This is a genomic window from Pseudomonas sp. EA_105y_Pfl2_R69, from assembly GCF_963970915.1.
In the GTDB taxonomy this organism is placed as follows: domain Bacteria; phylum Pseudomonadota; class Gammaproteobacteria; order Pseudomonadales; family Pseudomonadaceae; genus Aquipseudomonas.
In genome coordinates this window covers 391,727-407,588 of sequence record NZ_CAXAOO010000004.1, presented here as the reverse complement: position 1 = coordinate 407,588, position 15,862 = coordinate 391,727, and the positions used below count along the sequence as shown (strand labels likewise).

Annotated in this window: 17 protein-coding genes; 16 read left to right on the top strand and 1 reads right to left on the bottom strand. The window is 63.1% G+C overall.

Features of this window, described 5'->3' with window-relative positions; genetic code table 11:
- Positions 1–2 precede the first annotated feature (2 nt).
- Positions 3–1,781: a sodium-extruding oxaloacetate decarboxylase subunit alpha gene (gene oadA, locus AACY13_RS14000; protein WP_339462188.1), complete on the top strand. Its 1,779-nt coding sequence runs from the start codon at positions 3–5 to the stop codon at positions 1,779–1,781.
- Between the two features lie 11 nt (positions 1,782–1,792).
- Positions 1,793–2,929, top strand: coding sequence for a sodium ion-translocating decarboxylase subunit beta (locus tag AACY13_RS13995; protein WP_339462187.1), 1,137 nt, complete (start codon positions 1,793–1,795; stop codon positions 2,927–2,929).
- Between the two features lie 91 nt (positions 2,930–3,020).
- On the opposite strand, the gene AACY13_RS13990 is transcribed toward AACY13_RS13995, so the two are convergent.
- Positions 3,021–3,338 carry an Arc family DNA-binding protein gene (locus AACY13_RS13990; RefSeq protein WP_339462186.1) on the bottom strand — a complete coding sequence of 106 codons (318 nt, stop codon included), beginning with the start codon at positions 3,336–3,338 and terminating at the stop codon, positions 3,021–3,023.
- Positions 3,339–3,726: 388 nt separating this feature from the next.
- Here AACY13_RS13990 and phnC point away from each other — a divergent pair, with 388 nt between their 5' ends.
- From phnC to AACY13_RS13920, 14 genes are all read left to right on the top strand, one after another.
- Positions 3,727–4,563: a phosphonate ABC transporter ATP-binding protein gene (phnC, locus tag AACY13_RS13985; protein ID WP_339462185.1), complete on the top strand. Its 837-nt coding sequence runs from the start codon at positions 3,727–3,729 to the stop codon at positions 4,561–4,563.
- Between the two features lie 55 nt (positions 4,564–4,618).
- A complete protein-coding gene (gene phnD / locus AACY13_RS13980) occupies positions 4,619–5,623 on the top strand; it encodes a phosphonate ABC transporter substrate-binding protein (RefSeq protein ID WP_339462184.1) in 1,005 nt (334 codons plus the stop codon).
- Positions 5,624–5,689: 66 nt separating this feature from the next.
- Positions 5,690–6,484 (top strand): phosphonate ABC transporter, permease protein PhnE, encoded by a 795-nt coding sequence (gene phnE / locus AACY13_RS13975; protein WP_339462183.1) that lies wholly within the window; start codon positions 5,690–5,692, stop codon positions 6,482–6,484.
- Positions 6,485–6,519: 35 nt separating this feature from the next.
- Positions 6,520–7,224 carry a phosphonate metabolism transcriptional regulator PhnF gene (phnF, locus tag AACY13_RS13970; RefSeq protein WP_339462182.1) on the top strand — a complete coding sequence of 235 codons (705 nt, stop codon included), beginning with the start codon at positions 6,520–6,522 and terminating at the stop codon, positions 7,222–7,224.
- 12 nt (positions 7,225–7,236) lie between these two features.
- The gene (gene phnG / locus AACY13_RS13965) at positions 7,237–7,698 is read left to right on the top strand and encodes a phosphonate C-P lyase system protein PhnG (RefSeq protein ID WP_339462181.1); all 462 of its coding nucleotides are present in this window, start codon (positions 7,237–7,239) and stop codon (positions 7,696–7,698) included.
- Positions 7,698–8,309: a phosphonate C-P lyase system protein PhnH gene (phnH, locus tag AACY13_RS13960; protein WP_339462180.1), complete on the top strand. Its 612-nt coding sequence runs from the start codon at positions 7,698–7,700 to the stop codon at positions 8,307–8,309. Before phnG ends, phnH begins: the two co-directional genes overlap by 1 nt.
- A complete protein-coding gene (locus tag AACY13_RS13955; RefSeq protein ID WP_339462179.1) occupies positions 8,309–9,400 on the top strand; it encodes a carbon-phosphorus lyase complex subunit PhnI in 1,092 nt (363 codons plus the stop codon). Before phnH ends, AACY13_RS13955 begins: the two co-directional genes overlap by 1 nt.
- Complete coding sequence (locus tag AACY13_RS13950; RefSeq protein WP_339462178.1) at positions 9,397–10,275, top strand: alpha-D-ribose 1-methylphosphonate 5-phosphate C-P-lyase PhnJ; 879 nt, start codon at positions 9,397–9,399, stop codon at positions 10,273–10,275. Before AACY13_RS13955 ends, AACY13_RS13950 begins: the two co-directional genes overlap by 4 nt.
- Complete coding sequence (gene phnK, locus AACY13_RS13945; RefSeq protein WP_339462177.1) at positions 10,272–11,081, top strand: phosphonate C-P lyase system protein PhnK; 810 nt, start codon at positions 10,272–10,274, stop codon at positions 11,079–11,081. The genes AACY13_RS13950 and phnK overlap by 4 nt, the downstream gene beginning before the upstream one ends.
- Before the next feature lie 131 nt (positions 11,082–11,212).
- Entirely contained in the window at positions 11,213–11,938 is a 726-nt protein-coding gene (gene phnL / locus AACY13_RS13940; protein WP_339462176.1) for a phosphonate C-P lyase system protein PhnL, read from the top strand.
- Positions 11,928–13,073 carry an alpha-D-ribose 1-methylphosphonate 5-triphosphate diphosphatase gene (locus tag AACY13_RS13935; protein WP_339462175.1) on the top strand — a complete coding sequence of 382 codons (1,146 nt, stop codon included), beginning with the start codon at positions 11,928–11,930 and terminating at the stop codon, positions 13,071–13,073. Before phnL ends, AACY13_RS13935 begins: the two co-directional genes overlap by 11 nt.
- Complete coding sequence (gene phnN / locus AACY13_RS13930; RefSeq protein WP_339462174.1) at positions 13,073–13,636, top strand: phosphonate metabolism protein/1,5-bisphosphokinase (PRPP-forming) PhnN; 564 nt, start codon at positions 13,073–13,075, stop codon at positions 13,634–13,636. Before AACY13_RS13935 ends, phnN begins: the two co-directional genes overlap by 1 nt.
- Positions 13,627–14,391, top strand: coding sequence for a phosphonate metabolism protein PhnP (phnP, locus tag AACY13_RS13925; protein WP_339462173.1), 765 nt, complete (start codon positions 13,627–13,629; stop codon positions 14,389–14,391). The genes phnN and phnP overlap by 10 nt, the downstream gene beginning before the upstream one ends.
- A gap of 202 nt (positions 14,392–14,593) precedes the next feature.
- Entirely contained in the window at positions 14,594–15,829 is a 1,236-nt protein-coding gene (locus AACY13_RS13920) for an MFS transporter (protein ID WP_339462172.1), read from the top strand.
- The last annotated feature ends 33 nt before the right edge of the window (positions 15,830–15,862 follow it).

Genomic DNA, 15,862 nt, shown 5'->3' with positions numbered 1-15,862 from the left:
GTATGACTGCCGTTAAACAAGCACTCGGAATTACCGATGTGGTGCTGCGCGACGCCCACCAGTCGATTCTGGCCACACGGGTGCGCCTGGAGGACATGCTGCCGATCGCGCCCAAGCTCGATCAGGTTGGCTTCTGGTCGGTCGAGTCCTGGGGCGGCGCGACCTTCGATGCCTGCATTCGCTATCTGGGCGAAGATCCCTGGCATCGCATCCGCGAATTGAAAAAGGCCATGCCCAATACGCGTCAGCAGATGCTGCTGCGCGGGCAGAACCTGCTGGGTTACCGCCATTACGCCGATGACGTGGTGGAAAAGTTCGTCGAGCGCGCCGCGCTCAATGGCGTCGATGTGTTCCGCGTATTCGACGCGATGAACGATCCGCGCAACCTGCAGACCGCCCTCAAGGCCGTCAAGCAGCTGGGCAAGCATGCCCAGGGCACTATTTCTTATACCACCAGCCCGGTGCACACCCTGGAGATGTGGGTCGATCTGGCCAAGCAGATCGAGGACATGGGGGCCGACTCGGTGGCCATCAAGGACATGGCCGGGATTCTCAACCCCTACACCGCGTTCGAGCTGGTGACCCGCCTCAAGGCGACCCTGTCGATCCCGATCCATATGCAATGCCACGCCACTGCGGGGCTGTCGACTGCGGCCATCGTCAAGGCGGTGGAAGCCGGCATCGATAATGTCGACACCGCGATTTCCTCGCTGTCGATGACCTACGGCCATTCGCCAACCGAATCGGTGGTGGCGATTTTCCAGGGCAGCGAGCGCGATACCGGCCTGGATTTACTGCTGCTGGAGGAGATCGCCGCCTACTTCCGTGAAGTGCGCAAGAAGTACGCCAAATTCGAGGGCAACCTCAAGGGCGTCGATTCGCGCATCCTGGTCGCCCAGGTGCCGGGCGGCATGCTGACCAATATGGAAGGCCAGCTGAAAGAGCAGGGGGCCCAGGACAAGTTCGACGAAGTGCTGGCCGAGATTCCGCGAGTACGCGAAGACCTCGGCTTTATCCCGCTGGTGACCCCGACCTCGCAGATCGTCGGCACCCAGGCGGTGATCAACGTCCTCACCGGTGAGCGCTACAAGTCGATTACCAAGGAAACCGCCGGCGTATTGAAAGGCGAATACGGCGCAGCGCCGGCACCTTTCAATAAAGAGTTGCAGGCACGCGTACTGGACGGTGCCGAAGCCATCACCTGCCGCCCAGCCGATCTGCTGGAAGCAGAGATGGACAAGCTGACCGCCGAACTCAAGGGCATCGCCAAAGAGAAGGGCATCAAGCTGGCCGCCGATGAAATCGATGACGTGCTGACCTATGCCCTGTTCCCGCAGATCGGCCTGAAGTTCCTGGAGAACCGCGGTAATCCGGCGGCTTTCGAACCGGCACCGACCGGCAAGGAGCAGCCTGCCCGCGAAGCCGGCAAGCCTGAGGTCTATACCGTTGAGGTCAACGGCAAGTCCTTTGTCGTGCAGGTCAACGAGGGTGGCGACATCGATGGCATCAAGCCTGTTGGCGGTGCTGCGGGTGCTGCGTCGGCTGCTGCGCCTGCCGCAATGGGCGGCGGCGAGCCTCAGGCCGCACCGCTGGCCGGCAATATCTTCAAGGTGCTGGTGCAGCCGGGCCAGGCCGTCGAGGAAGGCCACCTGCTGATCATCCTCGAAGCGATGAAGATGGAAACCGAGATCCGTGCGTTCAAGGCTGGCACCATCGGTGCGGTCAACGTCAAGGTCGGTGATGCGGTGGCGGTGGGCGACAGCCTGCTGACCATCGGTTAAGGAGCGCGGTAATGGAAAAGCTCCTCAAGCTTTGGCATAGCACGGGCCTGTACCACGTCGAGGTTGGCCAGCTGTTTATGATCGCGGTGTGCATGCTGCTGATCTATCTGGCGATCAAGAAGGGCTTCGAACCCCTGCTGCTGATCCCGATCGGCTTCGGCGGGCTGCTGGCCAACATTCCCGTGGCCAACATGGCGGAAGGCGCAGGCTTTCTGCATATGATCTACGAGGTGGGCCTGCCCACCAGTATCTTCCCGCTGCTGATCTTCCTTGGCGTGGGGGCCATGACCGATTTCGGGCCGATGCTGGCCAACCCCAAGACCCTGCTCCTGGGGGCGGCGGCGCAGTTCGGCATCTTCGGCACCCTGCTCGGCGCACTGGCGTTGACCTCCCTGGGTATCCCGGGCCTGGAGTTCACCCTCAAGGAAGCCGCGTCCATCGCCATCATCGGTGGTGCCGACGGCCCCACCTCGATCTTCGTGACCTCCAAGCTGGCCCCGCATCTGCTCGGTCCGATTGCCGTGGCGGCCTATGCCTATATGGCGCTGGTGCCGTTGATCCAGCCGCCGATCATGCGTGCGCTGACCACCAAGGAAGAGCGCGCCATCGTTATGCAGCAACTGCGTCCGGTGGGCCAGACCGAGAAGATCATCTTCCCGATCGTGCTCTGCATACTGGTTGGCATGCTGCTGCCCGATGCTGCGCCGCTGGTGGGCATGTTCGCCCTCGGTAACCTGCTGCGTGAAAGCGGCGTGGTCGAGCGTCTGGCCGATACCTCGCGTAATGCGCTGATCAATATCGTCACCATCTTCCTCGGCCTGACCGTGGGTTCGAAGCTGTCGGCGGATTCCTTCCTGCAGCTGAAAACCCTGGGCATCCTTAGCCTGGGCATGGTGGCGTTCTGCGCCGGTACCGCGGCGGGTGTGCTGATGGCCAAGCTGATGAATATGTTCAGTGATAACAAGGTCAACCCGCTGATCGGCTCGGCCGGCGTCTCGGCAGTGCCGATGGCGGCGCGGGTGTCGAACAAGGTAGGGCTGGAAGCCAACCCGCAGAACTTCCTGCTGATGCACGCCATGGGGCCCAACGTGGCCGGTGTGATCGGCTCGGCGGTGGCGGCGGGGGTGCTGCTCAACTTCGTCGGCTAGTCGCCGCTTCAATTAAAAAACCGCCTGTTCAGGCGGTTTTTTTATGCCAGCGAAAAAACCGGCCAGAGGCCGGTTTTCAAGGGCTGGATGCTCAGGCTTCTTCGCTGGCCATTTCGACGTCGTGAGCAATCAATGCCACCAGGGCATTCTGCTGACGGCGCGACAGCTGACGAAAGCGTTGCAGCAGTTCGCGCTCATGCAGCGACAGCTCGGGGCTGTCGAGGCGCATATTGAGGTCATCACCCAGTGAGCCTTCCTGGAGCATGCTTTGCTCGAGGCGAGCAATGATCTCCGAGTTCATGCTGCGGTGATGGTTGCGTGCGACATCTGCGATACGCTCGCGCATGCCGTCGGGCAGGCGAACAACGAATTTGTCAGCGGTACGGCTGGAATAGAGTGCTGGTTTCATAGGGCGCGTACATTAAACCGGTTAGTTTAGGAAAGCGATACTGGCAATAAGCTATGGAGTAGACACCGGTTTGACCACTCGTAGCACTAACCGTTCCGCCAGAACGCTGTTCGATATTATGACCCTATAGTCAGTAGGGCATTAAATTGACGCCAATTGCGTGGCGCAATTGTGGCTGCAGTACAGGCTTTTTGCCAGCACCGGCTATCAGAAATGCGCCTTATTCGGCAAAAAGCAAGGGTTTCTGGCTGAACGCGAGAAAAAGTTAAAGCAATGGTCACGCAAGTGTCATGGCCCATTAACCGGCCTGACACAGGATTTGCCTACTTTGGTCTACACCAGAAGGCGGCTTCGCGCCGCGGTGTAACCCTTAACAAGGAGGCATTCCATGAGCGCAGTGATCCGGGTCGAGAACCTGAACAAGACGTTCGGCCGCAAGCAGGCGCTGTTTGAGCTGGCGCTATCCGTCGAGCCCGGTGAAATGGTGGCGCTGATCGGAGCTTCCGGTTCCGGCAAGTCGACCTTGCTGCGCCATGTCGCCGGCCTGGCCTGCTGCGATCGCAGCGCCGGTGGCAGCATTCAGGTGCTGGGCCGCCAGGTGCAGGCCGATGGCAACCTGAATGGCGAAGTACGCCGTCTGCGCGCCGACATCGGCTATATCTTCCAGCAGTTCAATCTGGTCGGTCGCCTCAGCGTGTTGCAGAACGTGCTGCTCGGCTGCCTGGGGCGCATGCCGCGCTGGCGTGGCAGCTTCGGCCTGTTCAATGTCGAAGAAAAGCAGCGTGCACTGCAGGCGCTGGCCCGCGTCGGTTTGGCCGATCTGGCGCAACAGCGCGCTTCGACCCTGTCCGGCGGCCAGCAGCAGCGCGTGGCGATTGCCCGTGCCCTGTGTCAGCGCGCCAAGGTGATTCTGGCCGACGAACCGATTGCCTCGCTGGACCCCGAATCGGCGCGCAAGGTCATGCAGATTCTCGCCGACATCAACCGTGAAGACGGCACCACCGTGGTGGTCACCCTGCATCAGGTCGACTATGCCATGCGCTATTGCCAGCGCGCCGTGGCGTTGAAGGCGGGGCGTATTCATTACGACGGCGCGGCCGCCGAGCTGCATCCCAACTTCCTTAACGATCTTTACGGGGCCGAGCTGCTAGCCGAGCCGCAAACCGCCGAGAAACCGCGCCGCGCGCGCAAGCCGAAAGTCCCGCTGACCCTGGCCAAGGCCTGAGTCACCGCCCGCTACGCCAACCCCTGTCTGTCCATCTGCACTAGGAGTGCTTTGCATGTTCAAACGTATCAGTCGCGTTCTCGCCGCGTCCACGCTGCTGGCCGGCTCGGTTCTGGGCACCGTCCAGGCCGCTGAGCAGGAAATCAACTTCGGCATTATCTCCACCGAGTCCTCGCAGAACCTCAAGACCATGTGGGACCCCTTCCTGGCAGATATGAGCCAGCAGACCGGACTGAAGATCAAAGCCTTCTTCGCCCCTGACTACGCCGGGATCATCCAGGGCATGCGTTTCGACAAGGTCGACATGGCCTGGTACGGCAACAAGGCAGCCATGGAAGCGGTGGACCGTGCCGGTGGCCAGATATTCGCCCAGACCGTGGCGGCCAATGGCACTCAGGGCTATTACAGCCTGATGGTGGCGCACAAGGACAGCCCGATCAATTCGATCGAGGACATGCTGAAAAACGCTTCGAGCCTGACCTTCGCCAACGGCGATCCGAACTCCACATCGGGTTATCTGGTGCCGGGCTACTACGTGTTCGCGCAGAACAACGCCGACGCCAACAAGGTCTTCAAGCGCGCGCTCAACGGCAGTCACGAAGTCAACGCCCTGTCGGTGGCCAACAAGCAGGTCGATGTCGGCACCTTCAACAGCGAGGGCATGGAGCGTCTGCAAGTGACCGCGCCGGACAAGGCTGCGCAGCTGAAAGTGATCTGGACCTCGCCACTGATCCCATCCGACCCGATGGTCTGGCGCAAGAATCTGGATGACGCCACCAAGAACAAGCTGCGTGAGTTCTTTATGACTTACGGCGACCAGCCGGCTGAGCTGAAAGTGCTTGAAGGGCTGCAGTGGGCCAAGTTCAAGGCGTCGGATGACGACCAACTGTTGCCGATCCGCCAGCTGGAATTGTTCAAGAAACGCACCGAAGTGGCCAACAACGACAAGTTGAATGCCGCCGACAAGCAGGCCCAGCTCAAGGACCTGGATGCCGAGCTGGCCAAGCTGGAAAAGCGTCTGGCTGAAATCGCCAAGCAGAGCCCTGCCAGCGCTGGTTAATCGCAGTTCTCGACCCGCCGCACATGGCGGGTCGTTTTCATCTGCCGCTTGATTCGAGATGTCGTTATGACCACTTTGACCACCACTCCCACGCCCGAGCTAGCCGCCAAGCGCTCCTGGCTGCAGCTGATCGGCTGGGGGCTGTTCTTCGTTGTATTGGCCTGGTCCTGGCAGGGCGCGGAGATGAATCCGCTGGCGCTGATCCGCGACTCCAGCAACATGGCGACCTTTGCCGCGGACTTCTTTCCGCCCGATTTCAGCAACTGGGAGCTGTACCTCAAGGAGATGATCGTCACTGTGCAGATCGCCCTGTGGGGCACGGTACTGGCGATTGTTCTGGCTATCCCGCTGGGCATTCTCTGCTCAGAAAACATCGTGCCCTGGTGGGTTTATCAGCCGATCCGCCGGGTGATGGACGCCTGCCGCTCGATCAACGAAATGGTCTTCGCCATGCTCTTCGTGGTGGCCGTCGGCCTTGGACCGTTCGCTGGGGTGCTGGCGCTGTTTATCGGCACCACCGGGGTGCTGGCCAAACTCTTCGCCGAGGCGGTGGAGGCGATTGATCCGGGTCCTGTAGAAGGCGTACGCGCCACCGGGGCCAGCGCGCTGCAGGAAGTGATCTACGGGGTGATCCCACAGGTCTTGCCGTTGTGGATTTCCTACTCGCTGTACCGCTTCGAGTCCAACGTACGTTCGGCCACCGTGGTCGGCATGGTCGGAGCTGGCGGCATCGGAGTGATTCTCTGGGAAGCCATTCGCGGCTTCCAGTTCGCCCAGACCTGCGCCTTGCTGCTGGTGATCATCCTGGTGGTGAGCGTGCTGGACATCATCTCGCAGCGTCTACGCAAACAATTTATCTGACGGAGCCGGGTGCCTGCGGGCACCCGTTTTAAACCATGCACTTGTCTAGACAACCCGAGCCGCTGTACCGCGAACTGGCCGCCGTGCTGCGCGATGAGCTGCAGCGCATGAGCCCCGGCGATTACCTGCCGGCCGAGGTGCAGCTGGCTGCGCGTTTTGCAGTCAACCGCCACACCTTGCGCCGTGCGGTGGATGAGCTGGTGCTTGAAGGCCGCCTGCTGCGTCAGCAGGGTAAGGGCACGCGGGTGTTGGCCAAGCCGCTGATCTATCCGATGCAGGCCGGCAGTGCCTACAGCGCCTCACTCTCGGCGCTGGGTCACAAGGTCGAGGCGCATTTGCTGGAAAGCCGTTTGCGTCCGGCCGGTTGCGAGGAGCGTGATTACCTGCAGCTGCCCAGTGGTGCGCAACTGCTGGAGCTCAGCACCTTGCGCCTGATTGAAGGCCAGCCCGTCAGCCTGATCCGTCATGCCTTTGGCACCGAACATTGCGAGCTGCTCGCCGACTACCAGGGCGGCTCGCTGCGCCAGTACCTCAGTCAGCGCGGCCTGCCGCTGACCCGCACCTTCAGCCTGATCGGCGCGCGCCTGCCCAGCCGTGACGAGGCTGCGCGTTTGCTGATGCCCAAACATGCGCCGCTGCTGAGCGTGCAAACCCTTTCCCGCGATCTGGCCGGACGGCCGGTGGAGCTGTCGTTATCGACCAGCCGCGCCGACCGTTTCCAGTACCAGCTCGCTCTTTGATGGAGGCCTGTGATGAACCGCAACCTGCTGCACAGCGACCCGCAAATCGCCACACGTCAGCGCTGGATGGGCGTACTTGCCCGCGCCGGCACGGGCTTGGCGGCCTATGAGTCAGCCTTGAAAGAGGTCGAATACAGCCTGATCCGCGCGCCGGAAATCGGCATGACCCTGGTGCGCGGCCGCATGGGGGGCACCGGTAGCCCCTTCAACCTTGGCGAGATGAGCGTGACTCGCTGCGTGGTGCGCCTGGCCGATGGCCGCACCGGTTACAGCTACGTGGCTGGCCGCGACAAACAACACGCCGAACTGGCGGCCCTGGCCGACGCCCATTTGCAGGGCACCGAGCAGCCGCATTGGCTAAGCCGACTGATCGAACCCCTGGCGGCAGCGCAACAAGCCCAACAGGCGGCCAAGGCCGCAGAAATCGCCACCACCCAGGTGGAATTTTTCACCCTGGTCCGAGGAGAAGACTGATGACCGCGGCGAATAGCTCGCAATGGCTGCAACCGGCTTTCAACGATCCGGTGCTGGACGCGCAGACCAGCTTCCGCAGCGCCCTCAAGGCCCTGGCCGAGCCCGGCCTGGCGCAACCGCTGAACCGCGCCCTGGCCCTGGAAAACCTCCATCCGGCAACCTACGCCCTGTGCCTGGCGTTTCTCGATGCTGATACACCGCTGTGGCTGGCCCCACGCTTCGATACGCCGGCGATCCGCGCCAACCTGGCGTTCCACTGTGGCTGCCCGATTGTCAGCGAGCGTGAGCTGGCGTTGTTTGCCCTGCTCGATGAAAGCGAACTGACGGACCTGTCGGCCTTCGACAATGGCAGCGAGCGTTACCCGGACCAGTCCTGCACCTTGCTGATCCAGCTGGATGAGCTCAGCCATGGTTCAGTTTTGCGCTGGCGTGGGCCGGGCATCAAGGATGTGCGCAGCGTCGAGCTGCCGCTGTCGACGGCATTCTGGCAGCAGCGTCAGGCGCGCAGCGCCTTTCCCCGTGGCCTGGATGCCTTCTTCGCCGCTGGTGAGCAGGTTATCGGCCTGCCGCGCAGCACCCACGTGCTGCTCAATGCCGAGGAGGCTGCCTGATGTACGTTGCCGTCAAAGGTGGCGAACGCGCCATCGACAACGCCCATTTGCTGCTGGCCAAGAAGCGCCGTGGCGATATCCGCATTCCCGAACTCAGCGTCGAACAGGTGCGCGAGCAGATGCCCCTGGCCGTGGCCCGGGTGATGAGCGAAGGCTCGCTGTACGACCCGCAGTTGGCTGCACTGGCGATCAAGCAGGCGGCCGGCGACCTGATGGAGGCGATCTTCCTGCTGCGTGCCTACCGCACCACGCTGCCGCGTTTCGCTGCCAGCGCCGCGTTGGAGACCACGCAGATGCAGCTGACTCGGCGCATCTCTGCAACCTTCAAGGACTTGCCCGGCGGCCAGCTGCTCGGCCCGACCTTCGACTACAGCCACCGCCTGCTGGACTTCGCCCTGCTCGCCGAAGGTGAGCAACCGGGGCCGCAAGTCGATCCGCAGGCTGAACTGTCGCCGTGTCCGCGGGTGCTGGATTTTCTCGCCGACGAAGGCCTGATGGCCCGCGAGGCCGATGACGGCGCGGCGGTGCCGGATATCACCCGCGAGCCGTTGGATTTTCCCGCCAGCCGCGCTCAACGCCTGCAGGCATTGGCTCGCGGTGATGAAGGCTTCCTTCTGGCCCTGGGTTATTCGACCCAGCGCGGCTACGGGCGTAACCACCCCTTTGCCGGGGAGATACGCATCGGCGAGGTCGAGGTTTGGCTGGAGCCGGAAGAACTCGGCTTCGCCGTGCCGCTGGGCGATATCGAGGTGACCGAGTGCGAGATGGTCAACCAGTTTGTCGGCGATGCGCCTGAGCAGGCGCAATTTACCCGGGGCTACGGCCTGGCCTTCGGCTATGCCGAGCGCAAGGCCATGGGCATGGCCCTGGTCGACCGTTCTTTGCGCGTCGACGAATACGCCGAGGAAGTGCAAGGCCCGGCGCAGCAGGAAGAGTTCGTGCTGATGCACTGCGACAACGTCGAGGCTGCGGGCTTCGTCTCGCACCTGAAATTGCCGCACTACGTCGACTTCCAATCCGAGCTGGAGCTGATTCGCAAACTGCGCAAGCAGAGCTGTGAGCAGTCCGCCGCCGAGGAGCAACGCCCGTGAATGCCCAAAGCCAGATCACCCGCGCCCCGGAAGCCGGGTACAACTTTGCTTATTTGGACGAACAGACCAAACGCATGATCCGCCGTGGCCTGCTCAAAGCCGTGGCCATCCCCGGTTACCAGGTGCCGTTTGGTGGCCGCGAGATGCCGTTGCCCTATGGCTGGGGCACCGGCGGCATGCAGCTGACCGCGGCGATTCTCGGTGCCGATGATGTGCTCAAGGTGATCGATCAGGGCGCAGATGACACCACCAACGCGGTGTCGATCCGGCGCTTCTTCGCCCGCACCGCCGGGGTCAAAACCACCACCCGCACGCCCGAGGCGACAGTGATTCAGACCCGTCACCGGATTCCGGAAACTGCGCTGAGTGGCGATCAGATCATGGTCTATCAGGTACCGATTCCCGAGCCGCTGCGCTTTATCGAGCCCTCGGAAACCGAGACCCGAACCATGCATGCGCTGGAAGACTACGGCGTGATGCACGTCAAACTGTACGAGGACATCGCCACCTTCGGCCATATCGCCACCAGCTATGCCTACCCGGTGACGGTGGATGAGCGCTATGTGATGGACCCTTCGCCGATCCCCAAATTCGACAACCCCAAGCTGCATATGAGCCCGGCGCTGATGCTCTTCGGTGCGGGGCGCGAGAAGCGCCTGTACGCCGTGCCGCCGTTCACCCGGGTGGTGAGTCTGGATTTCGATGACCACCCCTTCGAGATCCAGCGCTGGGATGAGTGCTGCGCCTTCTGCGGCAGCGAGGATTCTTACCTGGACGAGCTGATCGTCGACGACGCCGGCAGCAAACGCTTCGTCTGCTCCGACACCGATTACTGCATGCAACGCCGCGATCTTGAAGAGGAGGGCGCGCAATGAGTGCTGCCGAGAAGTTGCACCTGCACACCGACACGGCGCAGCCGCTGTTTAGCGTGCGTGACCTGACCCGCCTGTACGGCCCGGAAAAGGGCTGCCAGGGCGTGTCGTTCGATCTATATCCGGGCGAGGTGCTGGGCATCGTCGGCGAGTCCGGCTCGGGCAAGTCGACCCTACTCAGCCTGCTCTCCGGGCGCTGCCCGCCGGATCGCGGCGCGGTCAGTTATCGCGATACGGCTGGCAACTGGCTCGATCTGTACAGCGCCAGCGAGGCGCAGCGGCGCACGCTGCTGCGCACCGAATGGGGCTTTGTCGAGCAGAACCCGCGTGACGGCCTGCGCATGGGTGTGTCGGCCGGGGCCAATATCGGCGAGCGGCTGATGGCCCAGGGCGTGCGCCACTACGGTGAACTGCGCGCGGCGGGTATCGACTGGCTGAGCCAGGTGGAGATCGACCCGCTGCGCATCGACGACCTGCCGCGCACCTTCTCCGGCGGCATGCAGCAGCGTTTGCAGATTGCTCGCAACCTGGTCTCCAGCCCACGGCTGATCTTTATGGACGAGCCCACCGGCGGCCTCGATGTGTCGGTGCAGGCGCGTTTGCTCGACCTGTTGCGCGGTCTGGTGCGTGAGCTGGATCTGGCGGTGGTGATCGTCACCCACGACCTGGCCGTGGCGCGTTTGCTCGCCGACCGGCTGATGGTGATGCGCCGCTCCCATGTGGTCGAGGCCGGGCTGACCGATCAGATTCTCGACGACCCGCAGCATCCCTATTCGCAGCTGCTGGTCTCGTCCGTCCTGCAGCCCTGACGCTGAGTAGGGTGGATGACGCTGTTTTCATCCACCTACGCGTTGCCATGGTGGATGGGTAAAGCGCCATCCACCCTACGAAACGACTCTCGCGCCGGATCGCATCCGGCCGTACGTAGTTCGAGGTTTAAATGAATACGCTTATCGAGGTCTCCGACCTCAGCAAGACCTTCACCCTGCATCAGCAGCACGGCGTGGTGCTGAATGTGTTGAGTGGGCTGCATTTCAGTGTGCGCGGCGGCGAGTGCCTGGTGCTGCATGGCCAGTCCGGGGCGGGCAAGTCGACCCTGCTGCGCACCCTGTACGGCAACTACCTGGCCGCCGGCGGCAGCATCCGCGTGCTCCATCAGGGCGACTGGGTCGAACTGGTCGGTGCCGAACCGCGCCAGGTGCTGGCGGTGCGCCGGCAGACCCTGGGTTACGTCAGCCAGTTTCTGCGGGTGATCCCGCGTGTGGCGACCCTGGATGTAGTGATGGAGCCGGCCCTGGCCCGAGGCTGGAGCAAGACGGACGCACAGGCGCGGGCGAAAAGCCTGCTCAGTCGTCTGAATATTCCTCAGGCTCTATGGCAACTAGCGCCCGGCACCTTCTCCGGCGGCGAGCAGCAGCGGGTGAATATCGCCCGCGGCTTTATGGTCGCCTGGCCGCTGATGCTGCTGGATGAACCCACCGCCTCGCTGGACGAGGCCAACCGTCAGGTGGTGCTGCAGCTGATCGAAGAAGCCAAGGCCGCCGGCTCAGCGCTGATCGGCATCTTCCACGACCGTGCCGCCCGTGAAGCGGTGGCCGATCGCTTTCTTGATATGAGCCAGGACATCAGCGCCGCGGCGCAGCAGGAGTATGTGTATGCCGGTTGAACAGATTCTGACCAACGCGCGGATCGTCACCGCCGAGCAGGAGTTTGTCGGCACCCTGCTGCTGCGTGACGGCCTGATCGTCCAGGTGGACGAGGGCGTCAGCGGCTTGCCTCAGGCACAGGATCTGGGCGGCGATTACCTGCTGCCTGGCCTGGTCGAGTTGCACACCGACAACCTGGAAAAGTACATGAGCCCACGGCCGGGGGTGGACTGGCCGTCGGCCTCGGCAGTGCTGACCCACGATGCACAGATCGTCTCCGCCGGCATCACCACGGTGTTCGACGCCCTGGCCATCGGCGACGTCAACCCGCGCGGCAAACGCATGCAGCAGTTGCCGGCCATGCTGGAGGCCATCGCGGCCGCAGCACAGGCCGGGCAGATGCGCGCCGATCACCGCCTGCACCTGCGCTGCGAGGTCTGCCACCCGGATACCCTCGCGGTGTTTCGCGACCTGGTGGAGCACCCGCTGGTACAGCTGGTGTCGGTGATGGACCATTCGCCGGGCCAGCGCCAGTTCGCCAAGGAAGATAAATACCGTGAGTACTACATAGGCAAGTACCACCTGAGCGAGGCGGAAATGGATGCCTTTATTCGGGAGCAGGTGGTCAACTCCCGGCAACATAGCGACCGTCAGCGCCGCGCCATCGTCGCCGACTGCCAGGCCCGTGGCATCTCCGTGGCCAGCCACGACGATGCGAGCCTGGAGCATGTGCAGGAGTCGGCAGGCTTCGGCATGGCCATCGCCGAATTCCCCACTAGCCTGGACGCCGCCAGGGCCAGTCATGAGCTGGGCCTGAAGGTGCTGATGGGCGCGCCAAATATTGTCCGCGGCGGCTCGCACTCGGGCAATGTCGCCGCCGCCGAACTGGCCCGGCATGGTGTGCTGGATATCCTTTCCAGCGATTACTACCCGGCCAGCCTGTTGCAGGCCGCCTGGTTACTGGCCGGGCAGGACAACGGTTATGATCTGCCGCGGGCGATCGCCACCGTCAGTCTGTTACCGGCGCGGGCGGCGGGACTGGATGATCGTGGCGAGATCCGTGTCGGCCTGCGCGCCGACCTGGTGCAGGCGCAGGTTCACGAAGGCCAGACGGTGATCCAGCAGGTCTGGCGACAAGCGAAAAGGGTGTTCTGATGAGCGGCCAGCTGATCTATCTGATGGGGCCTTCGGGCTCGGGCAAGGACAGCCTGCTGCAAGCCGCGCGAGAGCGTTTGGCCGAGCGTGATTGCGTGATCGTGCGGCGGGTGATTACCCGCTCTGCGGAGTCGGTGGGCGAGGACGCCATTGGCGTTTCCCCAACCGAGTTTGATGCCCAGGAAGCGGCCGGTGGTTTTGCCCTGAGCTGGCGCGCCAATGGTCTGGCTTACGGAATTCCCAAGCAGATCGATGATTGGTTGGCAGCGGGGCAGGATGTGCTGGTCAATGGCTCGCGCGGGCACCTGGCTCAGGCTCGGCAACGCTACCCGCAGCTGATCGGCGTGTTGCTTACGGTCGAGCCAGCGGTGTTGCGTGAGCGCTTGCTCAGGCGCGGTCGTGAAAGCATTGAGCAAATTGAGCAACGCCTGGCGCGCAACGCTCAGTTTGATGCCGCCGCCGCCGAGCGCGATGGTCTGCATTTACTGGACAACTCCACCTCGATTGAGCTCGCACGAGACAATCTATTGATGCTGGTCGGAGCCAACCAAACATGCGCTTGACCTTGCTCGGCACGGGCGATGCGCGGCAGGTGCCGGTGTACAACTGCAGCTGCCCGGCCTGCGATAGTGCGCGGGTAAATCCAGCGCGCCGCCGTGGGCCTTGCAGCGCGCTGATCGAATGCGGCACGCAGCGCTGGCTGATCGACTCAGGTCTGAGCGATCTGTGCGAGCGCTTCGCGCCCCATAGTCTGAGCGGCATCCTGCAAACCCATTACCACGCCGATCATGCCCAGGGTCTGCTGCACCTGCGCTGGGGCCAGGGGTTGGTGATTCCGGTGCATGGCCCGGATGATCCCGAAGGCCTGGCCGACCTGTACAAACACCCCGGCATTCTCGATTTCAGCCAGCCGTTTGCCGCCTTCGAGCGGCGGCAGTTGGGTGAGTTGAGCGTGACGGCCCTGCCGCTTAATCACTCCAAGCTGACCTTCGGCTATCTGCTGGAGGGCTTGACGGCGAGTGGCGAACAGCGGCGTCTAGCCTATCTGACCGACACCCTCGGTGTGCCGGACGCCAGTGCCGAGGTACTGCGACAACAGCCGCTGGATCTGCTGGTGCTGGACTGCTCCACCGCGCCGCAGCCCATCGCCCCGCGCAATCACAACGACCTGACCCGCGCCCTGGAGGTGGCCCTGCAGCTGCAACCAAGGCAAACCGTGCTGACCCATATCGGCCATAGCTTCGACGCCTGGCTGCTGGATAACCCCAATGCCTTGCCGGCGGGGGTTAGTTCGGCCTCTGATGGGCAGGTGTTATGAGCAGGCTGCTGCAACCTGCATTCATAGGGTGGGTTAGCCGCCTACCGCGCTTGCCAGGCGTCACGCGACTTGGGGCGCGGCGTAACCCACCATCGGCGCAACGCGTTCCATCGCTTGGTGGGTTACGCGCCGCTCCATTATCGCAGTTGGATTATCGAGCGCGGTTCGGCGTCGCTAACCCACCCTACGAGTTGGTGGTGTTATGAATAACGCTCGCCGCATAACCCTGCTGCTGTGCGGCGCGGAAACCCTGGGCATGGCCGGTTTTGCGTTGTTTGCCGCGTTGCTGCCGGATTTCCAGGCGCTATGGGGGTTGAGCAATACCCAGGCGGGTTGGATCGGTGGCGGTTTCTTTCTTGGCTATATGGTCGCGGTGCCGATCCTTACCGGGTTGACCGATAAATACGATGCGCGGCTGATCTACCTGGCGGCGATGCTGCTGACGGCGGTGGCCAATGCCGGTTTCGTCTTCGCCGATGGCTTCTGGTCGGCCCTGGCCTGGCGAGTGCTGGCGGGCGTTGGTTTGGCGGGCACCTATATGCCGGGGCTCAAGGCCTTGTCCGAACGGATTGAGGGGCCGGCGCAGTCGCGCGCGGTGGCCTTCTATACGGCCAGCTTCGGCTTGGGCACGGCGCTGTCGTTTATCCTCGCCGGCGAGCTGGCCAAGTTCGCCGGCTGGCAGCTGCCGACCCTGCTCAGTGGCGTCTGCGCCTTGCTGGCCTGGGCCCTGGTCTATTGGGGGTTGCAGCCCAAGGCGGTGGTGCAGCATGAGCCGCGCAAACTGCTGGACCTGGCACCACTGAGAAACCGTGCGGTGGCTGCCTATTGCCTGGCCTATGCGGTGCACAACCTTGAGCTGTTTGCGCTGCGAGCCTGGGTGGTGGCCTTTGTGGTGTTCTCCGGGCAGTTGCAGGGCAGCGATCCCTGGCTGTCCGGCACCTGGGTGGCGATGCTGGTGACGCTGATCGGTATGCCTGCGAGCATCTTCGGCAACGAGCTGGCGCTGCGTTTTGGTCGGCAGCGCTGGCTGATTGCGGTGATGCTTAGCTCGGCCGTGCTGGCTGGGCTTATCGGCCTGAGTGCGGCCTTGCCATTCTGGTTGATGCTGGTGCTGGTGTTGCTCTACAGCGTCACAGTGACTGCCGATTCGTCATCCCTGACGGCTGGCCTGATCGAGGTTGCCCCGGCCAGCCACCGTGGCGCGGCGATGGCGCTGTATTCCTGCACCGGCTTTAGCGGTGCCTTTCTCGGCCCACTGCTATTCGGCATCAGCCTGGATTTATTGGGCGACAAGAGCCTGCTCGGCTGGTGGGCTGCCTTTGCTCTGGTCGGAGTGATCTTGTTGCTCGGCCCATTGGCGCTGTGGTGGGCGGGAAGGGCGCAGGGCGAGGGGGCTAAGGTAGCTGCGGTGCAAGCCGGATCTGCCCTGGAACCATAGGGCAAAACGGTGGACAAGCTGCGCGTTGTCCAC

Coding starts and splice junctions, on each gene's coding strand:
- oadA (WP_339462188.1), top strand. CDS start 3: ATGACTGCCGTTAAACAAGCACTCGGAATTACCGATGTGGTGCTGCGC.
- AACY13_RS13995 (WP_339462187.1), top strand. CDS start 1,793: ATGGAAAAGCTCCTCAAGCTTTGGCATAGCACGGGCCTGTACCACGTC.
- AACY13_RS13990 (WP_339462186.1), bottom strand. CDS start 3,338: ATGAAACCAGCACTCTATTCCAGCCGTACCGCTGACAAATTCGTTGTT.
- phnC (WP_339462185.1), top strand. CDS start 3,727: ATGAGCGCAGTGATCCGGGTCGAGAACCTGAACAAGACGTTCGGCCGC.
- phnD (WP_339462184.1), top strand. CDS start 4,619: ATGTTCAAACGTATCAGTCGCGTTCTCGCCGCGTCCACGCTGCTGGCC.
- phnE (WP_339462183.1), top strand. CDS start 5,690: ATGACCACTTTGACCACCACTCCCACGCCCGAGCTAGCCGCCAAGCGC.
- phnF (WP_339462182.1), top strand. CDS start 6,520: ATGCACTTGTCTAGACAACCCGAGCCGCTGTACCGCGAACTGGCCGCC.
- phnG (WP_339462181.1), top strand. CDS start 7,237: ATGAACCGCAACCTGCTGCACAGCGACCCGCAAATCGCCACACGTCAG.
- phnH (WP_339462180.1), top strand. CDS start 7,698: ATGACCGCGGCGAATAGCTCGCAATGGCTGCAACCGGCTTTCAACGAT.
- AACY13_RS13955 (WP_339462179.1), top strand. CDS start 8,309: ATGTACGTTGCCGTCAAAGGTGGCGAACGCGCCATCGACAACGCCCAT.
- phnK (WP_339462177.1), top strand. CDS start 10,272: ATGAGTGCTGCCGAGAAGTTGCACCTGCACACCGACACGGCGCAGCCG.
- phnL (WP_339462176.1), top strand. CDS start 11,213: ATGAATACGCTTATCGAGGTCTCCGACCTCAGCAAGACCTTCACCCTG.
- AACY13_RS13935 (WP_339462175.1), top strand. CDS start 11,928: ATGCCGGTTGAACAGATTCTGACCAACGCGCGGATCGTCACCGCCGAG.
- phnN (WP_339462174.1), top strand. CDS start 13,073: ATGAGCGGCCAGCTGATCTATCTGATGGGGCCTTCGGGCTCGGGCAAG.
- phnP (WP_339462173.1), top strand. CDS start 13,627: ATGCGCTTGACCTTGCTCGGCACGGGCGATGCGCGGCAGGTGCCGGTG.
- AACY13_RS13920 (WP_339462172.1), top strand. CDS start 14,594: ATGAATAACGCTCGCCGCATAACCCTGCTGCTGTGCGGCGCGGAAACC.